The sequence below is a fragment of the Flavobacterium fructosi genome (genome assembly GCF_042787335.1).
GTDB classification, from domain to species: domain Bacteria; phylum Bacteroidota; class Bacteroidia; order Flavobacteriales; family Flavobacteriaceae; genus Flavobacterium; species Flavobacterium fructosi.
In genome coordinates, this window is sequence record NZ_JBHZQA010000004.1 from 228,690 (window position 1) to 250,713 (window position 22,024).

Annotated in this window: 35 protein-coding genes and 1 pseudogene; 3 read left to right on the plus strand and 33 right to left on the minus strand. The window is 34.8% G+C overall.

Annotation, left to right across the window (positions count from 1 at the left end):
- Positions 1–199 precede the first annotated feature (199 nt).
- A complete protein-coding gene (locus ACFX5D_RS08750; protein WP_379857909.1) occupies positions 200–568 on the plus strand; it encodes an erythromycin esterase family protein in 369 nt (122 codons plus the stop codon).
- A gap of 200 nt (positions 569–768) precedes the next feature.
- A pseudogene (locus ACFX5D_RS08755) lies at positions 769–1,272 on the plus strand (erythromycin esterase family protein).
- Positions 1,273–1,425: 153 nt separating this feature from the next.
- Here ACFX5D_RS08755 and carA read toward each other — a convergent pair.
- From carA to rpsL, 33 genes are all read right to left on the minus strand, one after another.
- Entirely contained in the window at positions 1,426–2,526 is a 1,101-nt protein-coding gene (gene carA, locus ACFX5D_RS08760) for a glutamine-hydrolyzing carbamoyl-phosphate synthase small subunit (RefSeq protein ID WP_379857846.1), read from the minus strand.
- A 312-nt stretch (positions 2,527–2,838) separates the two neighbouring features.
- The gene (rplQ, locus tag ACFX5D_RS08765; protein WP_379857847.1) at positions 2,839–3,327 is read right to left on the minus strand and encodes a 50S ribosomal protein L17; all 489 of its coding nucleotides are present in this window, start codon (positions 3,325–3,327) and stop codon (positions 2,839–2,841) included.
- Positions 3,328–3,358: 31 nt separating this feature from the next.
- A complete protein-coding gene (locus ACFX5D_RS08770; protein WP_073210391.1) occupies positions 3,359–4,351 on the minus strand; it encodes a DNA-directed RNA polymerase subunit alpha in 993 nt (330 codons plus the stop codon).
- A gap of 21 nt (positions 4,352–4,372) precedes the next feature.
- Complete coding sequence (gene rpsD / locus ACFX5D_RS08775) at positions 4,373–4,978, minus strand: 30S ribosomal protein S4 (protein ID WP_073210389.1); 606 nt, start codon at positions 4,976–4,978, stop codon at positions 4,373–4,375.
- Positions 4,979–5,069: 91 nt separating this feature from the next.
- On the minus strand, positions 5,070–5,453 hold the full coding sequence (gene rpsK, locus ACFX5D_RS08780; protein ID WP_024981527.1) for a 30S ribosomal protein S11: 384 nt from the start codon (positions 5,451–5,453) through the stop codon (positions 5,070–5,072).
- Between the two features lie 8 nt (positions 5,454–5,461).
- Positions 5,462–5,836, minus strand: coding sequence for a 30S ribosomal protein S13 (rpsM, locus tag ACFX5D_RS08785; protein ID WP_073210387.1), 375 nt, complete (start codon positions 5,834–5,836; stop codon positions 5,462–5,464).
- A gap of 2 nt (positions 5,837–5,838) precedes the next feature.
- Positions 5,839–5,955 carry a type B 50S ribosomal protein L36 gene (ykgO, locus tag ACFX5D_RS08790; protein WP_008992256.1) on the minus strand — a complete coding sequence of 39 codons (117 nt, stop codon included), beginning with the start codon at positions 5,953–5,955 and terminating at the stop codon, positions 5,839–5,841.
- A gap of 12 nt (positions 5,956–5,967) precedes the next feature.
- Complete coding sequence (gene infA / locus ACFX5D_RS08795; RefSeq protein ID WP_007136545.1) at positions 5,968–6,183, minus strand: translation initiation factor IF-1; 216 nt, start codon at positions 6,181–6,183, stop codon at positions 5,968–5,970.
- A gap of 3 nt (positions 6,184–6,186) precedes the next feature.
- The gene (gene secY / locus ACFX5D_RS08800; RefSeq protein ID WP_379857848.1) at positions 6,187–7,533 is read right to left on the minus strand and encodes a preprotein translocase subunit SecY; all 1,347 of its coding nucleotides are present in this window, start codon (positions 7,531–7,533) and stop codon (positions 6,187–6,189) included.
- Positions 7,534–7,546: 13 nt separating this feature from the next.
- Complete coding sequence (rplO, locus tag ACFX5D_RS08805) at positions 7,547–7,999, minus strand: 50S ribosomal protein L15 (protein WP_066081007.1); 453 nt, start codon at positions 7,997–7,999, stop codon at positions 7,547–7,549.
- 11 nt (positions 8,000–8,010) lie between these two features.
- Positions 8,011–8,193 (minus strand): 50S ribosomal protein L30, encoded by a 183-nt coding sequence (rpmD, locus tag ACFX5D_RS08810; protein ID WP_073210382.1) that lies wholly within the window; start codon positions 8,191–8,193, stop codon positions 8,011–8,013.
- Between the two features lie 12 nt (positions 8,194–8,205).
- Positions 8,206–8,733 (minus strand): 30S ribosomal protein S5, encoded by a 528-nt coding sequence (rpsE, locus tag ACFX5D_RS08815; RefSeq protein ID WP_035668102.1) that lies wholly within the window; start codon positions 8,731–8,733, stop codon positions 8,206–8,208.
- Between the two features lie 6 nt (positions 8,734–8,739).
- Complete coding sequence (rplR, locus tag ACFX5D_RS08820) at positions 8,740–9,090, minus strand: 50S ribosomal protein L18 (RefSeq protein ID WP_073210377.1); 351 nt, start codon at positions 9,088–9,090, stop codon at positions 8,740–8,742.
- A gap of 11 nt (positions 9,091–9,101) precedes the next feature.
- Positions 9,102–9,644 (minus strand): 50S ribosomal protein L6, encoded by a 543-nt coding sequence (rplF, locus tag ACFX5D_RS08825; RefSeq protein WP_379857849.1) that lies wholly within the window; start codon positions 9,642–9,644, stop codon positions 9,102–9,104.
- 17 nt (positions 9,645–9,661) lie between these two features.
- A complete protein-coding gene (rpsH, locus tag ACFX5D_RS08830) occupies positions 9,662–10,060 on the minus strand; it encodes a 30S ribosomal protein S8 (protein WP_066081018.1) in 399 nt (132 codons plus the stop codon).
- Between the two features lie 123 nt (positions 10,061–10,183).
- Positions 10,184–10,453, minus strand: a complete 270-nt coding sequence (gene rpsN / locus ACFX5D_RS08835; protein WP_007136553.1) for a 30S ribosomal protein S14 — start codon at positions 10,451–10,453, stop codon at positions 10,184–10,186.
- Positions 10,454–10,456: 3 nt separating this feature from the next.
- The gene (gene rplE, locus ACFX5D_RS08840) at positions 10,457–11,008 is read right to left on the minus strand and encodes a 50S ribosomal protein L5 (RefSeq protein ID WP_379852344.1); all 552 of its coding nucleotides are present in this window, start codon (positions 11,006–11,008) and stop codon (positions 10,457–10,459) included.
- Positions 11,009–11,010: 2 nt separating this feature from the next.
- Positions 11,011–11,325, minus strand: a complete 315-nt coding sequence (rplX, locus tag ACFX5D_RS08845) for a 50S ribosomal protein L24 (RefSeq protein ID WP_035668111.1) — start codon at positions 11,323–11,325, stop codon at positions 11,011–11,013.
- A gap of 12 nt (positions 11,326–11,337) precedes the next feature.
- Positions 11,338–11,706 (minus strand): 50S ribosomal protein L14, encoded by a 369-nt coding sequence (rplN, locus tag ACFX5D_RS08850; protein ID WP_026717863.1) that lies wholly within the window; start codon positions 11,704–11,706, stop codon positions 11,338–11,340.
- Between the two features lie 2 nt (positions 11,707–11,708).
- Positions 11,709–11,969 carry a 30S ribosomal protein S17 gene (rpsQ, locus tag ACFX5D_RS08855; RefSeq protein ID WP_091203665.1) on the minus strand — a complete coding sequence of 87 codons (261 nt, stop codon included), beginning with the start codon at positions 11,967–11,969 and terminating at the stop codon, positions 11,709–11,711.
- A 17-nt stretch (positions 11,970–11,986) separates the two neighbouring features.
- Entirely contained in the window at positions 11,987–12,178 is a 192-nt protein-coding gene (rpmC, locus tag ACFX5D_RS08860; RefSeq protein WP_047774317.1) for a 50S ribosomal protein L29, read from the minus strand.
- Between the two features lie 13 nt (positions 12,179–12,191).
- A complete protein-coding gene (rplP, locus tag ACFX5D_RS08865) occupies positions 12,192–12,617 on the minus strand; it encodes a 50S ribosomal protein L16 (protein ID WP_007803637.1) in 426 nt (141 codons plus the stop codon).
- 19 nt (positions 12,618–12,636) lie between these two features.
- Positions 12,637–13,398 carry a 30S ribosomal protein S3 gene (gene rpsC, locus ACFX5D_RS08870; protein WP_073210367.1) on the minus strand — a complete coding sequence of 254 codons (762 nt, stop codon included), beginning with the start codon at positions 13,396–13,398 and terminating at the stop codon, positions 12,637–12,639.
- A gap of 6 nt (positions 13,399–13,404) precedes the next feature.
- Positions 13,405–13,815 carry a 50S ribosomal protein L22 gene (rplV, locus tag ACFX5D_RS08875; RefSeq protein ID WP_007136561.1) on the minus strand — a complete coding sequence of 137 codons (411 nt, stop codon included), beginning with the start codon at positions 13,813–13,815 and terminating at the stop codon, positions 13,405–13,407.
- Positions 13,816–13,821: 6 nt separating this feature from the next.
- The gene (gene rpsS, locus ACFX5D_RS08880) at positions 13,822–14,100 is read right to left on the minus strand and encodes a 30S ribosomal protein S19 (RefSeq protein ID WP_007136562.1); all 279 of its coding nucleotides are present in this window, start codon (positions 14,098–14,100) and stop codon (positions 13,822–13,824) included.
- 6 nt (positions 14,101–14,106) lie between these two features.
- On the minus strand, positions 14,107–14,931 hold the full coding sequence (rplB, locus tag ACFX5D_RS08885; RefSeq protein WP_059114053.1) for a 50S ribosomal protein L2: 825 nt from the start codon (positions 14,929–14,931) through the stop codon (positions 14,107–14,109).
- Between the two features lie 6 nt (positions 14,932–14,937).
- Positions 14,938–15,228 (minus strand): 50S ribosomal protein L23, encoded by a 291-nt coding sequence (gene rplW, locus ACFX5D_RS08890; RefSeq protein WP_104000023.1) that lies wholly within the window; start codon positions 15,226–15,228, stop codon positions 14,938–14,940.
- A 6-nt stretch (positions 15,229–15,234) separates the two neighbouring features.
- Positions 15,235–15,864 (minus strand): 50S ribosomal protein L4, encoded by a 630-nt coding sequence (gene rplD, locus ACFX5D_RS08895; protein WP_113666973.1) that lies wholly within the window; start codon positions 15,862–15,864, stop codon positions 15,235–15,237.
- Entirely contained in the window at positions 15,864–16,481 is a 618-nt protein-coding gene (rplC, locus tag ACFX5D_RS08900) for a 50S ribosomal protein L3 (RefSeq protein WP_379857850.1), read from the minus strand. The genes rplD and rplC overlap by 1 nt, the downstream gene beginning before the upstream one ends.
- 153 nt (positions 16,482–16,634) lie before the next feature.
- Entirely contained in the window at positions 16,635–16,940 is a 306-nt protein-coding gene (rpsJ, locus tag ACFX5D_RS08905; RefSeq protein WP_011963470.1) for a 30S ribosomal protein S10, read from the minus strand.
- A gap of 11 nt (positions 16,941–16,951) precedes the next feature.
- The gene (gene fusA / locus ACFX5D_RS08910) at positions 16,952–19,108 is read right to left on the minus strand and encodes an elongation factor G (RefSeq protein ID WP_379857851.1); all 2,157 of its coding nucleotides are present in this window, start codon (positions 19,106–19,108) and stop codon (positions 16,952–16,954) included.
- Positions 19,109–19,118: 10 nt separating this feature from the next.
- Positions 19,119–19,595 (minus strand): 30S ribosomal protein S7, encoded by a 477-nt coding sequence (rpsG, locus tag ACFX5D_RS08915; RefSeq protein ID WP_035668130.1) that lies wholly within the window; start codon positions 19,593–19,595, stop codon positions 19,119–19,121.
- Between the two features lie 74 nt (positions 19,596–19,669).
- Positions 19,670–20,053: a 30S ribosomal protein S12 gene (gene rpsL, locus ACFX5D_RS08920; RefSeq protein WP_007136570.1), complete on the minus strand. Its 384-nt coding sequence runs from the start codon at positions 20,051–20,053 to the stop codon at positions 19,670–19,672.
- A gap of 180 nt (positions 20,054–20,233) precedes the next feature.
- On the opposite strand from rpsL, the gene ACFX5D_RS08925 reads away from it, so the two are divergent.
- Positions 20,234–21,943 (plus strand): BamA/TamA family outer membrane protein, encoded by a 1,710-nt coding sequence (locus ACFX5D_RS08925; protein WP_379857852.1) that lies wholly within the window; start codon positions 20,234–20,236, stop codon positions 21,941–21,943.
- Positions 21,944–22,024: the final 81 nt, after the last annotated feature.

The following is a 22,024-nucleotide window of genomic DNA, read 5'->3' on the forward strand; positions in this document are numbered from 1 at the left end:
TTTTAAAAACCTTAACAATTTAACCAATTCTAGTGAAATTATAGAATTGTTAAAGAAAACAGCTACTCCGATGGATAATCTCGCAGATCTTGACCCACTTATGAATTATATTGGAGATGCAAAATATGTCCTTATAGACAACGCCTCATATGAAACGCACGCATACTATACATAGAGCGCTAAAATTACACAAAGGCTAATTCAGGAAAAAAGATTTTCTTTTGCAGGAGTTAAAGGTGATTGGCCGGACTGCTACCGATTGAATCGTTTTACAAAAGGATATCTAAATTCGGGAACCGATGTTTACACCGTTCTAAATGAATTTAAAAGATGGACAACATGGAAATGGGCAAATTGGGAAATAGCAGTATTTATAGATTGGCAAAAAGGTTACAAAATAGATCTTCCGTCCGACAAAAGAATCGGGTTTTATGGGCTAGAAGTATGCAGTTTTAGACAATCTATGAATTCCATTATTCACTATTTAGAAAAAAATGATCCACAAGCACTAGCGATAGCAAAAATTGTCATGAAATGTTTTGAACCTTATGGCAAAGACCAGAACTAACCAATGCTCGCGCCTAATCCTATGTTCCGGAATTATCTAAAAAAGAAACCCTGCATATGCTTACCGAAATAGTAAGAAATGTTCCAAATTACAGTCATAATGCTGAAAATATTTTAAGCACAGAACAAAATGCATTCAATGCAAGAAACGCCAAAAAATAGTATCCCGCTATGATAAAATGAGGTTCCGCCTCTTGGAATATTTGTGATGAGCACATGGTTTCCATTATAGAACGACTGATGAAATTCCATGGAAAGGACTCGAAAATAATAGTTTGCGAACATAACACTCATATCGGTGATACACGCGCTACAGATATGGCATCCTACGGAATGGGTAATATAGGACAACGATTAAGAGAGCAACATTCAACTGACGGAGTTGTTGCAGTAGCATCTGCATCGTACAAAGAAAGTGTGTTGCCGGTAGAGAATGGAGCGATTCCATGCGAAAAATAAAAGTTCCCGAAGCAGTTGAAGGAAGTTGGGAACAAACTTTTCATCTTGCAAGCAATGGACAAAACAGATTATTATTAATGAATAAAAGAGGAGAAATGTCTATCGTCCTATATTGGTCATCGTGCAATAGGAGTTGTTTGTAATCCAGAACATGAAAGATTTGGAAATTATGTTCCTACAATTTTACCAAAAAAATATGATGCATTTATTTTCCTAGATGAAACAAGTGCATTACATCCAACCTAAATTCAACGACAAAGAAATCAAATCCCAGAAACCTATCGTTTTGGAATGTAACATTATATTGCTAAATAAAAAAAAAGGATTTGACTTTAATTAAAAAATCAAACCCTTAATGTTTTAAATTTCTATATTTTATAGAATAACCGTAACAAAATCTTACCTCTTAATATTTTCAATGAATTGATCAAATAAGTAAGAAGAATCGTGAGGACCAGGACTTGCTTCAGGATGATATTGAACAGAGAAACAATTTTTGTTTTTCATACGCATTCCTGCTACAGTTCCATCATTGAGATGAAGATGTGTAATCTCTAAATCTGGATGATTGTCCAATTCTTCTTTATTTACTGCAAAACCATGATTTTGAGAAGTAACTTCGCCTTTTCCAGTAATTAAATTTTTCACGGGATGGTTGATTCCTCTATGTCCGTTAAACATCTTATACGTTGAAATACCATTTGCTAATCCAATTACTTGGTGCCCGAGACAAATCCCAAATAAAGGTTTATTATTCTCCAAAATTTCTTTAGCTATCTGAATTGCTCCAGAAAGAGGCTCCGGATCACCAGGACCATTAGATAAAAAATATCCATCTGGATTAAACGCAGCTAAGTCTTGATAACTTGAATCAAAAGGAAAAACCTTGATATAACAATCTCTTTTGGCAAGGTTACGAAGAATATTCGTTTTAATTCCTAAGTCAAGAGCTGAGATTTTATAGGTTGCATTTTCTTCCCCATAAAAATAAGGCTCCTTAGTAGATACTTTAGAAGCTAATTCCAAACCTTTCATGTCTGGAACTTTTGCCAGTAAATCTCTCAATTCTTCAATTGTGGTTTCATCTGTACAAATCACAGCATTCATAGCGCCGTTGTCACGAATATAGCTCACCAAAGCACGTGTATCTACATCAGAGATGCAGATAAGGTTTTGTTTAATAAAATAGTCTTCTAAACTCCCTGAAGCTCCTTCACGCGAATAATTAAAGCTAAAATTTTTACAAACTAAACCAGCAATTTTAATGCTATCTGATTCAACTTCTAGCTCATTTACTCCATAATTCCCTATATGGGCATTAGTAGCCACCATTAATTGACCGAAATAAGATGGATCAGTGAATATTTCTTGGTACCCTGTCATTCCTGTGTTAAAACAAACTTCTCCAAAAGTAGTCCCACTGATTCCAATAGATTTTCCGTGGAATATGGTGCCGTCACTTAATAGAAGAATTGCTTTTTGTCGTGTTGTATATTTCATGTGTAGTTAAATATTGTACAAATTTAATTCTTTAAACCAATGGATGCAAGGATTAAAAGAAATATAAGTTTTGAAGACTCGATTATATTTTTTTGAACTTTCCTATGAAAAACAAAAATACTAAATAGCCCTGATTGGAGCGGCATCCTTTTTTTTAAAATTCTGATAAAGAAAAAATAAGAAAAAAGACATAGCGAAAAGCAGGTCAAATATTCTTATAAGAATATAATACACTGCTCCTAAAAAATCAAAAAAAAAGGATAAACTACTAATAGCTTATCCTTGATTTTTATTGAATGATTATTTTCATAATTATTCAGCAGCGTCAGTTGTAGTTTCAGTTTCAGCAGCTGGAGCTTCAGTAGCCTCATCTGCTTTCTTTGCTTTTCCACCACGACGGCTTTTCACTTTTTTAACTTCTTTTTTACCACCATTGTAAAGTTCATTGAAATCTACCAGTTCGATCATTGCCATATCAGCATTATCTCCTAAACGATTTCCAACTTTAATGATACGAGTGTATCCACCTGGACGGTCACCTACCTTAGCGGCTACGTCTCTGAATAAATCAGTTACAGCATATTTGCTACGTAAGTAAGCAAAAACGATACGACGATTGTGAGTCGTATCTTGTTTTGATTTTGTTATTAAAGGCTCAACGAATTGTTTAAGCGCTTTTGCTTTAGCGACAGTAGTGTTAATACGTTTGTGCTCGATAAGAGAACAAGCCATATTAGCTAACATAGATTTCCTATGTGCAGTCTGTCTGCTTAAGTGATTGAATTTTTTTCCGTGTCTCATTGCTATGTAAATTTAAACCTTCCGGCTTAGATTATTCTTTATCTAGTTTGTATTTTGCTAAATCCATACCGAAGTTCAAATTTTTAACTGCAACAAGTTCATCAAGTTCAGTTAAAGATTTTTTACCAAAATTACGGAATTTCATTAGGTCATTTTTATTGAACGATACTAAATCACCAAGTGTATCAACTTCAGCCGCTTTCAAACAATTTAATGCTCTTACAGATAAATCCATGTCAACAAGCTTAGTTTTAAGCAATTGTCTCATATGTAATGACTCTTCATCATATGATTCTGTTTGTGCAATTTCGTCAGCCTCGAGTGTAATTCTTTCGTCAGAGAACAACATGAAATGGTGAATTAAAACTTTCGCAGCTTCAGTAAGTGCATCTTTTGGATTAATAGAACCATCCGTTTTTATTTCAAAAACTAATTTTTCATAATCCGTTTTTTGCTCTACACGGAAGTTTTCAATTGCGTATTTTACGTTTTTTACCGGAGTAAAAATAGAATCCGTAAAAATAGTTCCTATTGCAGCATTCTGTTTTTTGTTCTCTTCAGCAGGAACATATCCTCTACCTTTTTCGATGGTTAAATCGAAGTTCAGTTTGATTTTACTATCTAAATTACAGATAACTAGTTCTGGATTCAAAACTTGGAAACCTGAAATGAATTTTTGAAAATCACCAGCTGTTAATTGATCTTTACCAGAAACAGAAATAGTAACTGCTTCATTATCGATATCTTCAATTTGACGTTTGAAACGCACTTGTTTAAGATTAAGGATAATTTCGGTAACGTCTTCAACAACTCCTGGAATAGTAGAAAATTCATGATCTACACCTTCAATGCGAACAGATGTAATTGCATAACCTTCTAATGCTGAAAGCAAAACTCTTCTAAGTGCATTACCAACAGTCAATCCGTAACCAGGTTCTAAAGGTCTGAATTCAAATTTACCTTCAAAATCGGTTGAATCGATCATGATAACTTTATCGGGCTTCTGAAAATTAAATATTGCCATAAATTTCGACTAAGTCAATTATTATTTGTTGTACAACTCTACGATTAATTGTTCTTTAATGTTTTCTGGGATTTGAAGTCTCGCAGGTACAGAAACGAAAGTACCTTCTTTGATATCGTTATTCCAAGTAATCCATTCATAAACATGACTTGAATTAGATAAAGAACGTTCGATAGCTTCTAAAGATTTAGATTTTTCACGAACTGCAACTTTATCACCAGGTTTAAGGTGGTATGAAGCAATATTTACAACATCACCATTAACAGTAACGTGTCTGTGAGAAACAAGTTGTCTAGCACCTCTTCTAGAAGGAGCAATACCCATTCTAAAAACAACGTTATCTAATCTTGCTTCACATAATTGCAAAAGAACTTCACCAGTAACACCTTTAGTAGCTGATGCTTTTTTGAATAAACCTCTGAATTGTTTTTCTAAAATTCCGTAAGAATATTTAGCTTTTTGTTTCTCCATTAACTGGATAGCAAATTCAGACTTTTTACCTCTTTTTTTTGCCATCCCGTGTTGTCCGGGTGGATAATTTCTTTTCTCGAAAGCTTTATCGTCTCCGAAAATTGCCTCACCAAATTTACGAGCGATTCTTGTACTTGGACCAGTATATCTTGCCATTTTAAATTGTTTAAGATAGAGATTATGAATTCAGGTCTTATCCTTCGATAATCGATATTCTATCTAGGTTATACTAAAAATATTTTGAGTATTAAACTCTACGTCTTTTAGGAGGACGACATCCATTATGAGGCATTGGAGTAACATCGATAATCTCTGTAACTTCAATTCCACCATTATGCAAAGAACGAATAGCAGACTCACGTCCGTTTCCTGGTCCTTTTACATAAACTTTTACTTTTTTAAGTCCTGCCTCAAGAGCTACTTTACTACAATCTTCTGCTGCCATTTGGGCTGCGTATGGAGTGTTCTTTTTAGAACCTCTAAAACCCATTTTACCAGCTGAAGACCAAGAAATAACTTCACCTTTTTTGTTTGTCAAAGAAATGATGATGTTATTGAAGGTAGCAGAAATATGAGCCTCTCCCGTTGATTCAACGATAACTTTACGTTTTTTTGCAGTTGCTTTAGCCATATTACTTATTATTTAGTTGCTTTTTTCTTGTTAGCAACAGTTTTTCTTTTACCTTTTCTTGTTCTAGAGTTATTTTTAGTTCTTTGCCCTCTTAAAGGAAGACCAGTTCTATGACGGATACCTCTGTAACAACCAATATCCATTAAACGTTTGATGTTTAAAGAAACCTCAGAACGTAATTCTCCTTCAATTTTAAATGCTGATACTGCTTCACGAATTGCTCCGATCTCGTCATCATTCCAATCTTGAACTTTTTTATCTTGGCTAACTTGAGCTTTTTCTAAAATCTCAATAGCTCTACTATTTCCTAATCCAAAGATGTAGGTAAGTGCTATAACACCTCTCTTATTTTTCGGGATATCTACCCCTGCTATTCTTGCCATAATTATCCTTGTCTTTGTTTAAATCTAGGATTCTTTTTGTTTATTACGTACAATCTCCCTTTTCTTCGCACAATTTTGCACTCGGGACTTCTCTTTTTTACTGAAGCTCTAACTTTCATTTTGAATATCCTTTAATATCTATAAGTAATTCTTGCTTTTGACAAATCGTAAGGGCTCATTTCTAGTTTCACTTTATCACCAGGTAATAATTTGATGTAATGCATACGCATTTTTCCAGATATGTGGGCGATTACAATATGTCCATTCTCTAACTCTACACGGAACATTGCATTTGATAATGCTTCAATGATTGATCCGTCTTGTTCTATTGCTGATTGTTTTGCCATAAGTTAAGCTACTGCTTTTCTATTTTTACCACTTTTCATTAAACCATCATAATGTTTGTTTAACAAGTATGAATTAATTTGTTGAATTGTATCTATGGCAACACCAACCATAATTATTAATGAAGTACCTCCAAAAAACATTGCCCAAGATTGCTGAACATCCATCAGACTCACAACAATTGCTGGGAACACAGCTATCAGAGCAAGAAATAAAGATCCTGGAAAAGTTATTAAAGACATCACTTTGTCAAGATAATCAGAAGTTTCAACTCCAGGTCTAACACCAGGAATAAAACCACCACTTCTCTTTAAATCATCAGACATTTTGTTAGTAGGAACCGTAATTGCCGTATAAAAGAAAGTAAATACAACTATCAAAGTTGCAAATACAAAATTATACCAGAATCCGAACATGTTACTAAAAGCGCCAACAATTGTTTGTGATGCATCTGATTTTGATAAGCCCGCCACTGCAGCTGGAATAAACATAATGGCCTGAGCAAATATAATAGGCATAACACCCGAAGCATTAAGCTTCAATGGAATCCACTGTCTATTTCCACCCATTAAATCCTGTTCGTAATCCCCTGAAGTTGTACGACGAGCATACTGCACCGGTATTTTTCTGATCGCCATTACTAGTAATACACAAGCAATAATAACTAAAAGCCAAATAATAATTTCGATAACCAATAACATTGGCCCACCATTATTGTTAGTAACTCTAGTTGTGAATTCCTGTATAAAAGCTTGAGGCAATCTCGCCAAGATACCAACCATAATCAACAACGATATTCCGTTTCCAATACCTTTATCAGTAATTTTTTCTCCTAACCACATGGCAAATATTGTCCCTGTAACAAGAATCACTACTGAAGAAAATAAAAATTCAAATGAATTAAATCCTAACAAAAAAGCACTACTAGGTAAGGTTCTGTACAAATTATAAATATACGTTGGACCTTGAACTAAAGTAATACCTATTGTTAACCAACGGGTAATTTGATTAATCTTCTTTCTGCCACTTTCTCCATCACTTTGAAGCTTTTGCAAATATGGAATCGCAATTCCCATCAACTGAACAACAATAGATGCAGAAATATATGGCATTATACCTAAAGCAAAAACTGAAGCTTTAGAGAACGCACCTCCGGTAAACATATCTAAAATAGATCCAATACCATTTTTGGTTTGACCAGCTAAACTGTTTAATTGAGTTGCATCAATTCCAGGAAGTGTAACGTGTGCCCCAAAACGATAAACTAAAAGAAGTCCTAACGTGATTAAGATTCTATTTTTTAGCTCCTCGATTTTCCAAACATTACTTATTGATTCAATAAATTTCTTCATACTAATTGAAAAATTACATGGTTACGGCTTCTCCACCAGCAGCTTCAATCGCAGCTTTTGCAGTAGCAGTAAATTTGTGAGCGGTTACTTTTAATTTTGCTGTCAATTCACCTCTACCTAAAATCTTAACAATTTCATTTTTGGTAGCCAAACGATTAGCAACATAAACTGTCATATCAACAGTATCTTTAATCACACCATTGTCAACCAATAATTGAAGTGTGTCTAGATTAACACCTTCGTAATCTTTACGATTGATGTTTGTAAAACCGAACTTAGGTACACGTCTTTGAAGTGGCATTTGCCCACCTTCAAAACCAATCTTTTTAGAGTAACCAGAACGAGATTTTGCTCCTTTGTGACCTCTTGCAGAAGTACCACCTTTTCCAGAACCTTCTCCTCTACCTAATCTTTTATTTTGATTGTGTGTAGAACCTTCAGCAGGTTGTAAATTACTTAAATTCATAACAGTATTTGTTATTTAGTTTCTTCAACAGAAACTAAGTGTTTAACTTTATTTATCATCCCAAGGATTGTAGGATTTGAATCATGCTCTACAATTTGTCCCATTTTACGTAGACCTAAAGCTTCCAAACCTCTTTTTTGAGTAAGAGGGCAGTTGATTTTGCTTCTAACTTGTTTTACTAATAATTTAGCCATAATTTCCTTGAATTAACCTTTAAAAACTTTTTCTAAAGAAACACCTCTTTGTTTTGCAACAGTATAAGCACTTCTCATTTGTAATAAAGCATCAAAAGTTGCTTTCACTACGTTGTGAGGATTTGAAGATCCTTGAGATTTAGATAATACATCATGAATACCTACTGATTCAAGAACTGAACGAACAGCTCCACCAGCAATAACTCCTGTACCATGAGAGGCCGGAATTAAAAATACACGTGCACCACCAAATTTACCTTTTTGTTCGTGAGGAACTGATTGACCATTCAAAGGAATTTTTACTAAATTTTTCTTTGCATCTTCCACTGCTTTCGCAATTGCTTCAGAAACATCTTTAGATTTTCCTAATCCGTGACCAACAACTCCATTTTCATCACCTACGACTACAATAGCAGAAAAACCAAAAGCTCTACCTCCCTTTGTAACCTTAGTAACACGATTAACACTTACCAGACGATCTTTTAATTCAAGACCACTTGGCTTTACTAGCTCTACATTCTTGTATTTACTATTAGACATACTATATTAGAATTTAAGTCCAGCCGCTCTCGCGCCTTCCGCTAATGATTTAATACGACCGTGATACAAATAACCTCCTCTATCGAAAGTTACTACCTCTATCCCAGCTTTTATTGCTTTTTCAGCAACTAATTTCCCAACTGCTGTAGCAACTTCAATATTCGTACCGTTACCTATTTCTTTTTCTCTTGAAGAAGCCGCCAATATAGTAACACCGTTTACGTCATCAATAAGTTGAGCATAAATTTCTTTGTTACTTCTAAATACAGATAGTCTTGGATTAGTAGCAGTACCACTAATTGTTTTTCTAATTCTGAATCTAATTCGTTGTCTTCTTTCAGGTTTTGTTAATGACATAATCTTATTTTTTAAGCTGATTTACCTGCTTTTCTTCTTACTACTTCCCCTACATATTTAACACCTTTCCCTTTGTACGGTTCTGGCTTACGGAAACCTCTAATTTTCGCAGCTACTTGACCTAAAAGTTGTTTGTCTATTGATGTTAATTTCACAATCGGGTTTTTACCTTTTTCAGATATCGTTTCCAAAACAACTTCTGAAGCAATTTCTAAAACTATATTGTGAGAATAACCAAGTGCTAAATCTAATTTTTGTCCTTGATTTGAAGCTCTATAACCAACCCCAACCAATTCTAATGATTTAGTAAAACCATCTGTTACACCGATAATCATGTTATTGATTAAAGATCTGTACAAACCGTGTTTTGCTCTTTGGTCTTTGTGATCAGACGATCTATCTACTTGAACTTGACCGTCTTCAACCGTAACAGTAACGTCCGAAAACTCCTGAGTTAGTTGACCATTTTTTCCTTTTACAGTAATTATACCATTTGCAACTTCAACAGTTACACCAGCAGGGATTACAACCGGACTTTTACCTATTCTTGACATCTTATATAGTCTTTAAATTAGTATACGTAACAAATTACTTCACCACCAACATTTAATTGTTTGGCTTTCTTTCCTGTCATCAAACCTTTTGATGTAGAAACAATAGCAATTCCTAATCCGTTAAGAATTCTAGGAATAGTTGAAGAACTTGAATATTTACGTAAACCTGGTTTACTAATTCTTTGGATATCTTTAATTACTGACTCTTTAGTATCTTTATCATACTTCAAAGCAATCTTGATAGACCCCTGAACAGCGTTGTCTTCAAATTTGTAACTCAAGATATAACCTTGATCAAATAAGATCTTTGTTATTTCTTTTTTTAGATTAGATGCAGGAATTTCGACAACTTTGTGGTTTGCAGCCACAGCGTTACGAACTCTTGTCAAATAATCGGCAATAGGATCTGTATACATATGTATCAATTTGCGGTTTTGGTTTTCGATAAACTATTTATCGAACCTGAAACCAATTTATAAATGTTTATGATACAGACAAAACGTTCGTTAAGTCTGTATCAGGACGTAATAAATTACGTCTTACCAAGATGCTTTTTTAACACCAGGTATCAATCCGTTATTTGCCATTTCACGAAATGTAACACGTGAAAGACCAAATTGACGCATATACCCTCTAGGTCTACCTGTTAATTTACAACGATTGTGCAAACGAACTGGCGAAGCATTTTTTGGTAACTTTTGCAAACCTACGAAATCTCCAGCTTCTAACAAAGCTTTTCTTTTCTCAGCATACTTTGCTACCGTTTTTTCTCTTTTAACCTCGCGGGCTTTCATTGATTCTTTAGCCATGTCTTAATTCTTTTTAAAAGGTAATCCTAATTCTGTCAATAGAGACTTTGCTTCTTTATCTGTTTTTGCAGTAGTTACAAAAGAGATATCCATACCTGAAATTTTGTTTACTTTGTCAATATCAATTTCTGGGAAAATGATTTGTTCCAAAACTCCAAGGTTGTAATTTCCTCTTCCGTCAAAACCAGTAGCTTTAATACCACCGAAATCTCTTACACGTGGTAAAGCTGAAGTAATAAGTCTATCTAAAAACTCATACATTCTTTCTCCACGCAAAGTAACTTTTGCTCCAATAGGCATCCCTTTTCTCAATTTGAATGACGCAACGTCTTTCTTTGAAATAGTAGATACTGCTTTCTGTCCAGTGATCTTTGTCAACTCATCAACTGCATAGTCAATTAGTTTTTTATCAGATACAGCTGCACCAACTCCTTTACTTAAAACGATTTTGTCCAATTTTGGAACTTGCATTACGTTTACGTATCCGAATTCCTCTTTAAGAGCAGCAATTACTCTGCTCTTATATTCTTCTTTTAGTCTAGGTATATATGCCATTACTATAGTACTTGATTAGATTTTTTTGAAAATCTTACTTTCTTATCTCCTTCTACTCTAATACCAACTCTAGTTGTTTCCTTAGTTTTAGGATCAATTAAAGAGATGTTAGATATTTGTATAGAAGCTTCTTTCTTCACGATACCACCTTGAGGGCTTTTTGCACTAGGTTTCGTGTGTTTTGAAACCATATTTACACCTTCAACAATCGCTTTGTTTTTCTCACGGTAAACACGTAATACTTTACCTTCAGCACCTTTATGGTCTCCAGCAATTACTCTTACGATGTCACCTGATTTTATTTTTAGCTTTATCATCTTAAAAACGAATTAAAGCACTTCTGGTGCTAATGATACAATTTTCATGAATTGTTTTTCACGAAGTTCTCTTGCTACCGGACCAAAAACACGAGTTCCTCTCATTTCACCAGCAGCATTCAATAACACACATGCGTTGTCATCAAATCTAATGTATGAACCATCGGCTCTTCTCACTTCTTTTTTGGTACGTACAACAACTGCAGTTGAAACAGCTCCTTTTTTAACGCTTCCGTTTGGAGCAGTATCTTTGATAGAAACTACAATCTTGTCACCAACAGAGGCATACCTTCTTTTGGTACCTCCTAAAACACGGATAGTTAAAACTTCCTTTGCTCCAGTGTTATCTGCTACTTTTAGTCTTGATTCTTGTTGTACCATAATTATTTAGCTCTTTCTAGGATTTCAACTAACCTCCAACATTTAGTTTTACTTAAAGGACGCGTTTCGCTAATCCTTACAGTATCTCCAACGTTACAGTCGTTCTTTTCGTCGTGTGCGTGATACTTTTTAGTTTTCAACACGAACTTACCGTATAATGGGTGTTTTACTTTTCTTACTTCTGCAACAACAATAGATTTATCCATTTTGTCCGAAGTAACAACACCAACTCTTTCTTTTCTTAAATTTCTTTTTTCTTCCATCTTTCAGCAGAATACAGTTATTGTAACTCTCTTTTAGTAAGTTCTGTAGCTAATCTAGCAACTGTTCTTCTTACACTTCTAATTTGAAGTGGGTTCTCAATTGGCGAAATAGCGTGAGCCATTTTTAGATCAGCATATGTTTTCTTAGTCTGGCTAAGCTTTTCTTGCAACTCCGCTGCAGAAAGATCTTTTATTTCTGATTGTTTCATAATATAATATAAATTATGCTTCGAAATCTCTAGCAACGACGAATTTAGTTTTTACTGGAAGCTTTTGTGCCGCAAGACGTAATGCCTCTTTTGCAACTGACAAAGGAACTCCTCCAACTTCGAACATAATTCTTCCGGGTTTAACAACGGCAGCCCAATACTCAACTGCACCTTTACCTTTACCCATACGTACCTCAAGAGGCTTCTTAGTGATAGGTTTGTCTGGAAATATTTTGATCCATAATTGTCCTTCTCTTTTCATAAAACGAGTTGCAGCAATACGCGCAGCCTCGATTTGACGAGAGGTTAAGAACATTCCATCTTCATGTACAGATTTAATACCAAACATTCCATTAGAAAGTTCATGTCCTCTTTGAGAATTTCCTTTCATTTTACCCTTTTGTACCTTACGGTATTTTGTTCTTTTAGGCTGTAACATTTTTCTTTAGTTTAAAAATTTACTTTCTTTTACGAGCGTCTGGTTTTCCACCTTTATTAAAAGGCTTTCTATCTCCTCTCGGAGAATCGCCACCTTTACCACCACCAGTTCCGGATTGTTTTTTATCCATTCCTGCAAGCGGAGAAAGATCTCTCTTTCCATAAACTTCACCTTTCATGATCCACACTTTGATACCCATTCTACCATAAGTAGTATGCGCCTCAGCAAGTGCATAATCAATATCAGCTCTGAAAGTTGATAGAGGAACTCTACCTTCTTTGAAACCTTCTGAACGAGCCATCTCAGCGCCATTCAAACGACCAGAAATCAAAACTTTGATACCTTCTGCGTTCATACGCATAGAAGCAGCAATAGCCATTTTGATTGCACGTCTGTAAGAAATTCTGCTTTCGATTTGACGACAGATGCTTGTAGCAACTAGATACGCGTCAAGTTCAGGTCTTTTAATTTCAAAGATGTTGATTTGAACCTCTTTGTCAGTAATTTTCTTAAGTTCTTCTTTTAACTTGTCTACCTCTTGTCCACCTTTTCCGATAATGATACCAGGTCTAGCAGTAGTGATAGTAACGGTTACAAGTTTCAAAGTTCTCTCAATGATTACTTTTGATACACTAGCTTTTGATAAACGAGCATGGATATACTTTCTGATTTTGTGATCTTCGGCAAGCTTATCACCGTAATCATTTCCACCATACCAGTTTGAGTCCCATCCTCTGATGATACCAAGTCTATTTCCAATTGGATTTGTCTTTTGTCCCATCTTGTATTAAATTGCTTGTGTGTTATTAATAGATCCAAGCACGATTGTTACGTGATTAGAACGTTTTCTTATTCTGTGCGCACGACCCTGTGGAGCTGGACGAAGTCTTTTCAACATCATACCACCATCTACTGTAATCGTTTTAACAAATAAACCTGCTTCTTCCATATTAGCATCAGGGTTTTTTGCTTGCCAGTTGGCAATTACAGATAAAACCAATTTTTCTAATTTTCTTGAAGCTTCTTTAGAACTAAATCTTAAGATGTTTAGTGCTCTTTCTACCTTCTGACCTCTTACCAAGTCCGCTACTAAGCGCATTTTTCTAGGTGAAGTAGGGCAGTTATTCAATTTTGCGAAAGCAATAGACTTATTAGCCTCTTTTCTCGCATCTGCTGTTTCTCTTTTACGAACTCCCATTGCTTCTTATTTTTTACCTTTATTTTTTGCTCCAGCATGACCTCTAAAAGATCTAGTTGGTGAGAATTCTCCTAATTTGTGACCTACCATGTTTTCTGTTACGTAAACTGGTACAAATTGACGACCGTTATGAACTGCGATAGTTTGTCCAACAAAGTCTGGAGTAATCATAGAAGCTCTAGACCATGTCTTAACCACTCCTTTATTTCCACCTGCGATGTTTTCCTGAACTTTCTTGTCTAACTTATAATGAACGAAAGGTCCTTTTTTTAATGAACGTGCCATATCTTATTATTTCTTTCTACGTTCTACGATATACTTGTTACTCGGGTTTTTCTTAGAACGAGTTCTATAACCTTTAGCTGGTATTCCATTTCTTGAACGTGGATGTCCACCAGAAGAACGTCCTTCACCACCACCCATTGGGTGATCGACAGGGTTCATTGCAACAGGTCTTGTTCTAGGTCTTCTTCCTAACCATCTTGTTCTACCTGCTTTACCAGATACAACTAATTGGTGGTCTGAATTAGAAACCGCTCCAATTGTAGCCGAACACGTCAACAAGATTAATCTTGTTTCCCCAGAAGGCATTTTGATTGTAGCATATTTTCCATCTCTTGCCATCAATTGAGCAAATGTTCCAGCAGAACGAGCGATTACCGCCCCTTGACCTGGTCTCAATTCGATACAAGAAATAACAGTTCCTAATGGGATTCTACTTAAAGGCAATGTATTACCAATTTCAGGTTGAGATTCCGGACCAGAAACTAATTTCTGACCAACTTTCAATCCGTTTTGAGCAATAACATATGTTTTCTCTCCATCAGCATACGCCAACAAAGCGATAAATGCAGTACGATTTGGATCATATTCAATTGATTTAACCGTCGCAGGAATTCCTTCTTTGGTACGTTTAAAATCAATGATACGATATCTCTGCTTGTGACCACCACCCGTATAACGCATGGTCATCTTTCCTTGACTATTTCTACCACCAGAGTTTTTTATCGGCGCTATCAAAGAGCGTTCCGGCTTATCAGTTGTAATGGCGTCATAACCATTCACAACTCTAAATCGCTGACCTGGGGTAATAGGTTTTAATTTTCTTACTGACATTTTATCTTAGATATTGTTGTAAAAATCAATTGTTTCTCCTTCTTGTACTTGAACAATTGCTTTTTTAATTGCATTAGTCTTTCCACTGATTAAACCACTTTTAGTGTATTTAGTAGTTCTATCCGGCCTTACGTTCATTGTGTTAACACTCAAAACAGTTACTCCATAAGCAGCTTCAACAGCTTTCTTAATTTGCACTTTGTTTGCTTTTTTGTCAACAACAAATCCGAAGCGGTTTAAAACTTCACTTTCTTTGGTTACTTTCTCCGTTACTATAGGCTTAATTATGATGCTCATATCCTATTATTTACTTAAATTTTCTTCAATTATCTCCAAAGAACTCTCTAAAAGCACTAAATTATTAGCGTTTAATATAGCGTAAGTACTTAATTCTAAGCTGCTTACTACGCTAGAGCCTTTTAAATTGCGTGACGACAAATATACATTTTTATTTGTATCACCCAAGACAAACAGGGATTTTTTATTTTCTAACTCTAAAGCTTTCAAAACGTTGATGAAATTTTTAGTGTTTGGCGTTTCAAATTCAAAGTCTGCAAGAACGATAATATTCGATTCTTTTGCTTTAATTGAGAAAGCAGATTTTCTTGCCAAACGCTTCAAGCTTTTATTCAATTTGAATGAATAACTTCTTGGTCTTGGTCCGAAAACTGTTCCACCACCTTTAAACAATGGATTCTTTGCACTACCCGCACGAGCAGTACCAGTTCCTTTTTGTTTTTTAATCTTACGTGTACTTCCCGCTACTTCGGCTCTTTCTTTAGCTTTGTGCGTCCCTTGTCTTTGATTAGCAAGATACTGCTTTACATCAAGGTATACTGCGTGATTGTTTGGCTCTATACCAAATACTGAATCAGAAAGTTGAACTTTTCTTCCAGTATCTTTTCCGTTGAAATCTAATACTTTTGCTTCCATTACTTCTGAATGATTACATAAGAGTTGTTACTTCCAGGAACACATCCTTTAATAACAAGTAGGTTCTTTTCAGCAACTACTTTTAAAACTCTAAGGTTTTGAACTTTTACATTATCTCCTCCCATACGTCCAGCCATACGCATTCCTTTGAACACTCTAGATGGATAAGAAGAAGCTCCTACAGAACCCGGTGCTCTTAAACGGTTGTGTTGACCGTGAGTTGCTTGACCAACACCACCAAAACCGTGACGTTTTACAACCCCTTGAAAACCTTTACCTTTAGATAAACCTTGTACATCTACAAATTCTCCTTCAGCAAAAATAGAAACATCTATAAGATCTCCTAAATTTTGTTCTGTTGCGAAATCTCGGAATTCAACGACTTTTTTCTTAGCTACAGTTCCCGCCTTTTTAAAGTGACCTAAAGCCGCTTTTGTGGAATGTTTCTCGTTTTTGTCATCGAAACCAAGTTGCAACGCTTCGTACCCGTCAACACCTTTGGTTCTGACTTGGGTAACAACGCATGGTCCAGCTTCGATTACTGTACAAGGAATATTCTTCCCGTTCTCGTCGAAAATGCTAGTCATGCCGATTTTTCTACCAATTAACCCAGACATAATTATTAATTATTAATTATTAAATATAAATATAGAACGCAGCTTTTAACCGAATCCTATTTTTTTAGTGGGTGCAAATGTATAACTTATTTACACACAAACCAAAAAAATAATTTTCGATTAAAAACAGCGTCCTTTTTACTCTTAAACTACTTAAACTTTGATCTCTACTTCAACTCCGCTAGGCAATTCAAGTTTCATCAAAGCATCAATAGTTTTAGATGATGATGAATAAATGTCAATTAATCTCTTGTATGACATTACTTCAAATTGCTCTCTTGCTTTTTTGTTAACGTGTGGAGAACGTAATACAGTGAAAAGTTTTTTGTGAGTTGGTAATGGAATTGGTCCTGTTACTACTGCACCGGTACTCTTAACCGTTTTTACAATCTTCTCAGCAGACTTGTCTACCAACATGTGATCGTAAGATTTTAGTTTTATTCTGATTTTTTGACTCATTTTCTTAAAGATTAAGCGTTTCCTTTTGCTTTTTTGATTACTGCTTCTGAAATATTAGCAGGAGTTTCTGCGTAGTGCGAAAATTCCATTGTAGATGTTGCTCTACCTGATGAAAGCGTTCTTAACGTAGTAACATATCCAAACATTTCAGACAATGGCACATCTGCTTTAATGGTTTTAGCACCAGCTCTGTCACCCATATCATTTACCTGACCTCTACGACGGTTAATATCACCTACGATATCTCCCATGTTTTCTTCTGGTGTAATAACTTCCATTTTCATGATTGGCTCAAGAATTACAGCACCTGCAGCCTTAGCAACTTCTCTGTACCCCATTCTGGCAGCTAACTCAAAAGACAGCGCATCAGAATCGACAGGGTGAAAAGATCCGTCTGTTAAAGTTACTTTCAAACTGTCTACTTGATAACCTGCTAATGGGCCGGTTTTCATGGCTTCTCTGAAACCTTTTTCCACAGATGGAATATATTCTTTAGGAACGTTACCACCTTTTACAGCATTAACAAATTGTAATCCTTTTGGAACTTTTCCATCAACTTCATCTGCTGGCTCTAGTTTAAATACGATATCACCGAATTTACCACGACCACCTGATTGTTTTTTATATGTTTCTCTATGAGTTGCACTTCTTGTAAAAGCTTCTTTGTATTCAACTTGAGGCTCCCCTTGATTCACTTCAACTTTAAATTCACGTTTCATACGATCTACCAAGATATCTAAGTGAAGTTCACCCATACCTGATATAATCGTTTGACCTGAAGCTTCATCCGTTCTAACAGTAAATGTTGGATCCTCCTCAGCTAATTTAGCCAAAGCCATACCCATTTTATCTACGTCAGCTTTAGTTTTAGGCTCAATTGCAATACCAATTACCGGCGCAGGAAATTTCATTGACTCAAGAATAATCGGGTGTTTTTCATCACACAATGTATCTCCAGTTTTAATATCTTTAAATCCTACTGCTGCTCCAATATCACCTGCTTCGATATAATCGATTGGGTTTTGTTTGTTAGCATGCATTTGATAGATACGAGAAATTCTTTCTTTGTTTCCTGAACGAGTGTTCAACACATAAGAACCTGCATCTAAACGTCCTGAATAAGCACGGAAGAAAGCTAAACGACCTACGAATGGGTCAGTAGCAATTTTAAATGCTAAAGCTGCGAATGGCTCTTTAACATCAGGCTTACGTAAAATTTTAGTTTGATCTTCTTCTAATAAATCAGCATCATCAGGATGAATCCCTTCGATACCTTCTTTATCCATTGGAGATGGCAAATACTTACATACTGCATCTAACATAAATTGAACTCCTTTGTTTTTGAAAGAAGAACCAGCAATCATCGGAATGATAGCCATATCCATAGTAGCAGCTCTTAAAGCAGTATTGATTTCTTCCTCCGTAATAGAATCTTCATCTTCCATGAATTTTTCCAACAAATTCTCATCATAATCAGCAACTGCTTCAATAAGAATTGATCGGTATTCTTTCACTTCTGCAATCATATCTTCAGGAATAGGCACAATATCATACGTCGCACCCAAACCTTCTTCATGCCATACAATAGCTTGATTTTTAACTAAATCAACCACCCCTTTGAAGTCGTTTTCTTCACCAATTGGCAAAGTAATAGCAACTGCATTAGATTTCAACATATCTCTAACTTGCTGACAAACCATCAAAAAGTTAGAACCTTGACGGTCCATTTTGTTAACGAATCCAATACGGGGTACTCTATATTGATCTGCAAGTCTCCAGTTAGTCTCTGATTGAGGCTCAACACCATCAACAGCACTAAACAAGAAAACTAAACCATCAAGTACACGTAATGAACGATTTACTTCAACAGTAAAATCAACGTGTCCTGGGGTATCAATAATATTAAAGTGATACGGTAATGTTTCCGGTAAAGGCACTCCTTGTGTAGTAGGGAAATTCCATTCACAAGTAGTAGCAGCAGAAGTAATTGTAATACCTCTTTCTTGCTCTTGCGCCATCCAGTCCATAGTTGCAGCACCATCGTGTACTTCACCTATTTTGTGTGATTTACCTGTATAGAATAATATACGCTCCGTTGTTGTTGTTTTACCAGCATCAATGTGAGCAGCAATTCCAATATTTCTTGTGTATTTTAGATCTCTAGCCATTTCTTATGAATTAAAATCTAAAGTGAGAGAATGCTTTATTAGCTTCTGCCATTTTGTGAGTATCCATTCTTTTCTTAACGGCAGCACCTTCTTCTTTAGCCGCAGCTAAACATTCTGAAGCTAACCTTTGAGCCATAGATTTTTCGTTTCTTCTTCTAGAATAAAGAATTAACCATTTCATCGCCATAGAAATCTTTCTATCTGGACGAATTTGCATTGGAATTTGGAATGTCGCTCCACCTACTCTACGACTACGTACTTCTACGTGAGGCATAACATTGGTTAACGCATCTTTCCAAATTTCTAATGATGGTTTCTCTGCATCTTGTTTTTTAGACTCAATGATGTCAATCGCATCATAAAATACTTTAAACGCTGTCGATTTTTTTCCATCCCACATTAGGTTGTTCACAAAACGTGTTACCAGTTGGTCATTAAACCTTGGATCTGGTAAAAGTGGTCTTTTCTTTGCCGCTCTTTTTCTCATGTCTTTTTTTTAATAAAATGTCATACCTATAGAATTGCGACGAATCACATCTCTACAAGAAATAACTTTTTAAATTACTTTTTTGCTTCTTTTGGGCGTTTTGCTCCGTACTTAGATCTTCTTTGCGTTCTTCCTGCTACTCCTGACGTATCAAGCGCACCACGAACGATGTGATATCTAACTCCTGGTAAATCTTTTACCCTTCCACCCCTAACTAATACTATCGAGTGCTCTTGTAAATTGTGTCCTTCACCAGGGATGTAAGCATTCACTTCATTACCATTTGTCAAACGTACACGCGCTACTTTACGCATTGCAGAGTTTGGTTTTTTTGGTGTTGTAGTGTAAACACGCGTACAAACCCCTCTTCTTTGAGGACAAGAATCTAAAGCAACCGATTTACTCTTCTTAGTTATCTGAGTTCTTCCTGTTCTTACTAATTGTTGAATTGTTGGCATAATTAATACTAAAAATTTCTTATTATATTAAATTCCCGCTTTTTACGGGGTTGCAAATGTAGAAAATATTTTTCACTCTACAAACGTTAAACTATTAATTTTCAATAAGATTATTTTCTCATTTGATTTATATTACAAACCATAGATATTTACAGTACTTTTATTAAAACATATATTCATTTGAAATCTTTACTTATTTTTTTTCTGTTTTTAAATTTTGGATTGAGTTGTTCTGCTCAAAATTATCACTTACACATAATTGGAAGTTCCAACTCCGAAACAAAAACTATTGATTCTTTAAATTACATTTCAAAACACAAAAATTTAAAATCCTTAAATGAGGAGATAAATGGCGTATCTGAAAAGCTGTTGAAAATAGGATACATTGAAAACCTCATACTAGAAAACACAAAAGCAGAGGATTCTATTTATATCTCAAAATTAAGATTAGGTAAAAGAATAAAATACATACATCTATATATAGGTAGAAATATTGAATTAAAGCAATTGATCACAACTAACAAAAAAACAGACACGATCGTCATTCCATATGAAGAAACGGAAGCTTTTTTGACTAACACAACATTCAAATTAGAACAAAAAGGATATTCTTTAGCAAAATTAAAACTACAAAACATACAAAATAAAAAAGGGATAATTTTTGCAGATCTAATTTTTCAAACAGACAAACAAAGAACACTGAACTCAATCATCATTAAAACTACAGAAAACGAAAGAAAAACTAACTTTCCAAAAGGTTATTTAGAACAAATAAACAAAAAATACCTTAACAAAACTTTCAACAAAGAAATCCTTCAACAAATTCGTAATGATTTCGAAAAATTTGGATTTGTAAAACAGATTAAATATCCGGAAATTTTATTCACGACAGACACCACCAAAGCTTATGTTTATCTTGAAAAAAGAAAGTCAAATGTTTTTGACGGATTTATTGGTTTTTCCAACAACGAGAACAAAAACATAACATTCAATGGCTATTTGGATATAACTCTAGAAAACACCTTACATACCGGAGAACTATTTTCTCTTTATTGGAAAAATGACGGAAAGAAACAAAGAGCATTTAAGACTAGTCTTGAATTACCCTATTTATTTAAAAGTCCGATAGGCTTGAAAGCGCAAATTAACATTTTCAAACAAGATAGCACCTTCCAAAACACAAAAACAGCAATTGATTTAGGCTACTTCATTACTTACAATACTAGAATTTACCTAGGATACCAATCCACTGAATCCAGCGATATTCAAAACACCAACAACACACAATTAAGCGACTACAAAAATTCATTTGCAACTTTAAATTTTGAATACATAAAAAAGGACAATGCCAGTTCATTCTTTACAAAAAAATCCTTTATATCACTTAATCTAGGATTTGGAAAAAGGAATCGAAACAACCAATCTGAAGAAATCGGACTAAACAAGCAATTCTATATTGATCTGCTAGCATCACATAATTTTTATTTAGATCAAAAAAACAGCATTCAATTAAAGACCCAAAATTACTTTTTACAAAGCGACAAATATATAACAAATGAACTATTCCGCTTTGGCGGCATTAATTCCATAAGAGGTTTTGAAGAAAACAGCTTACAAGGACATTTATTAACATCATTTTTAACAGAATACCGCTATATACTTTCTCCAAGTTTATACATACATTCCATCATAGATTACGCCATCTATAAAGACAAAACATTATCAGATAAAAATAACCAAAAAAACGAACTTTTAGGACTGGGACTGGGACTGGGACTACAAACAAAAAATGGCTTTCTGAAATTAGCTTTAGCAAATGGAAACACAAAAAATCAAAAAATAAATTTTTATAACACTATTGTTCACATATGTTATAATGTTAAATTTTGAATGCATACATAAAAAATCATTTCAAATGTTAGGAAAGTTAACAAATTATTAAGATTTTTGTCTAACTAATTCAAAATATTT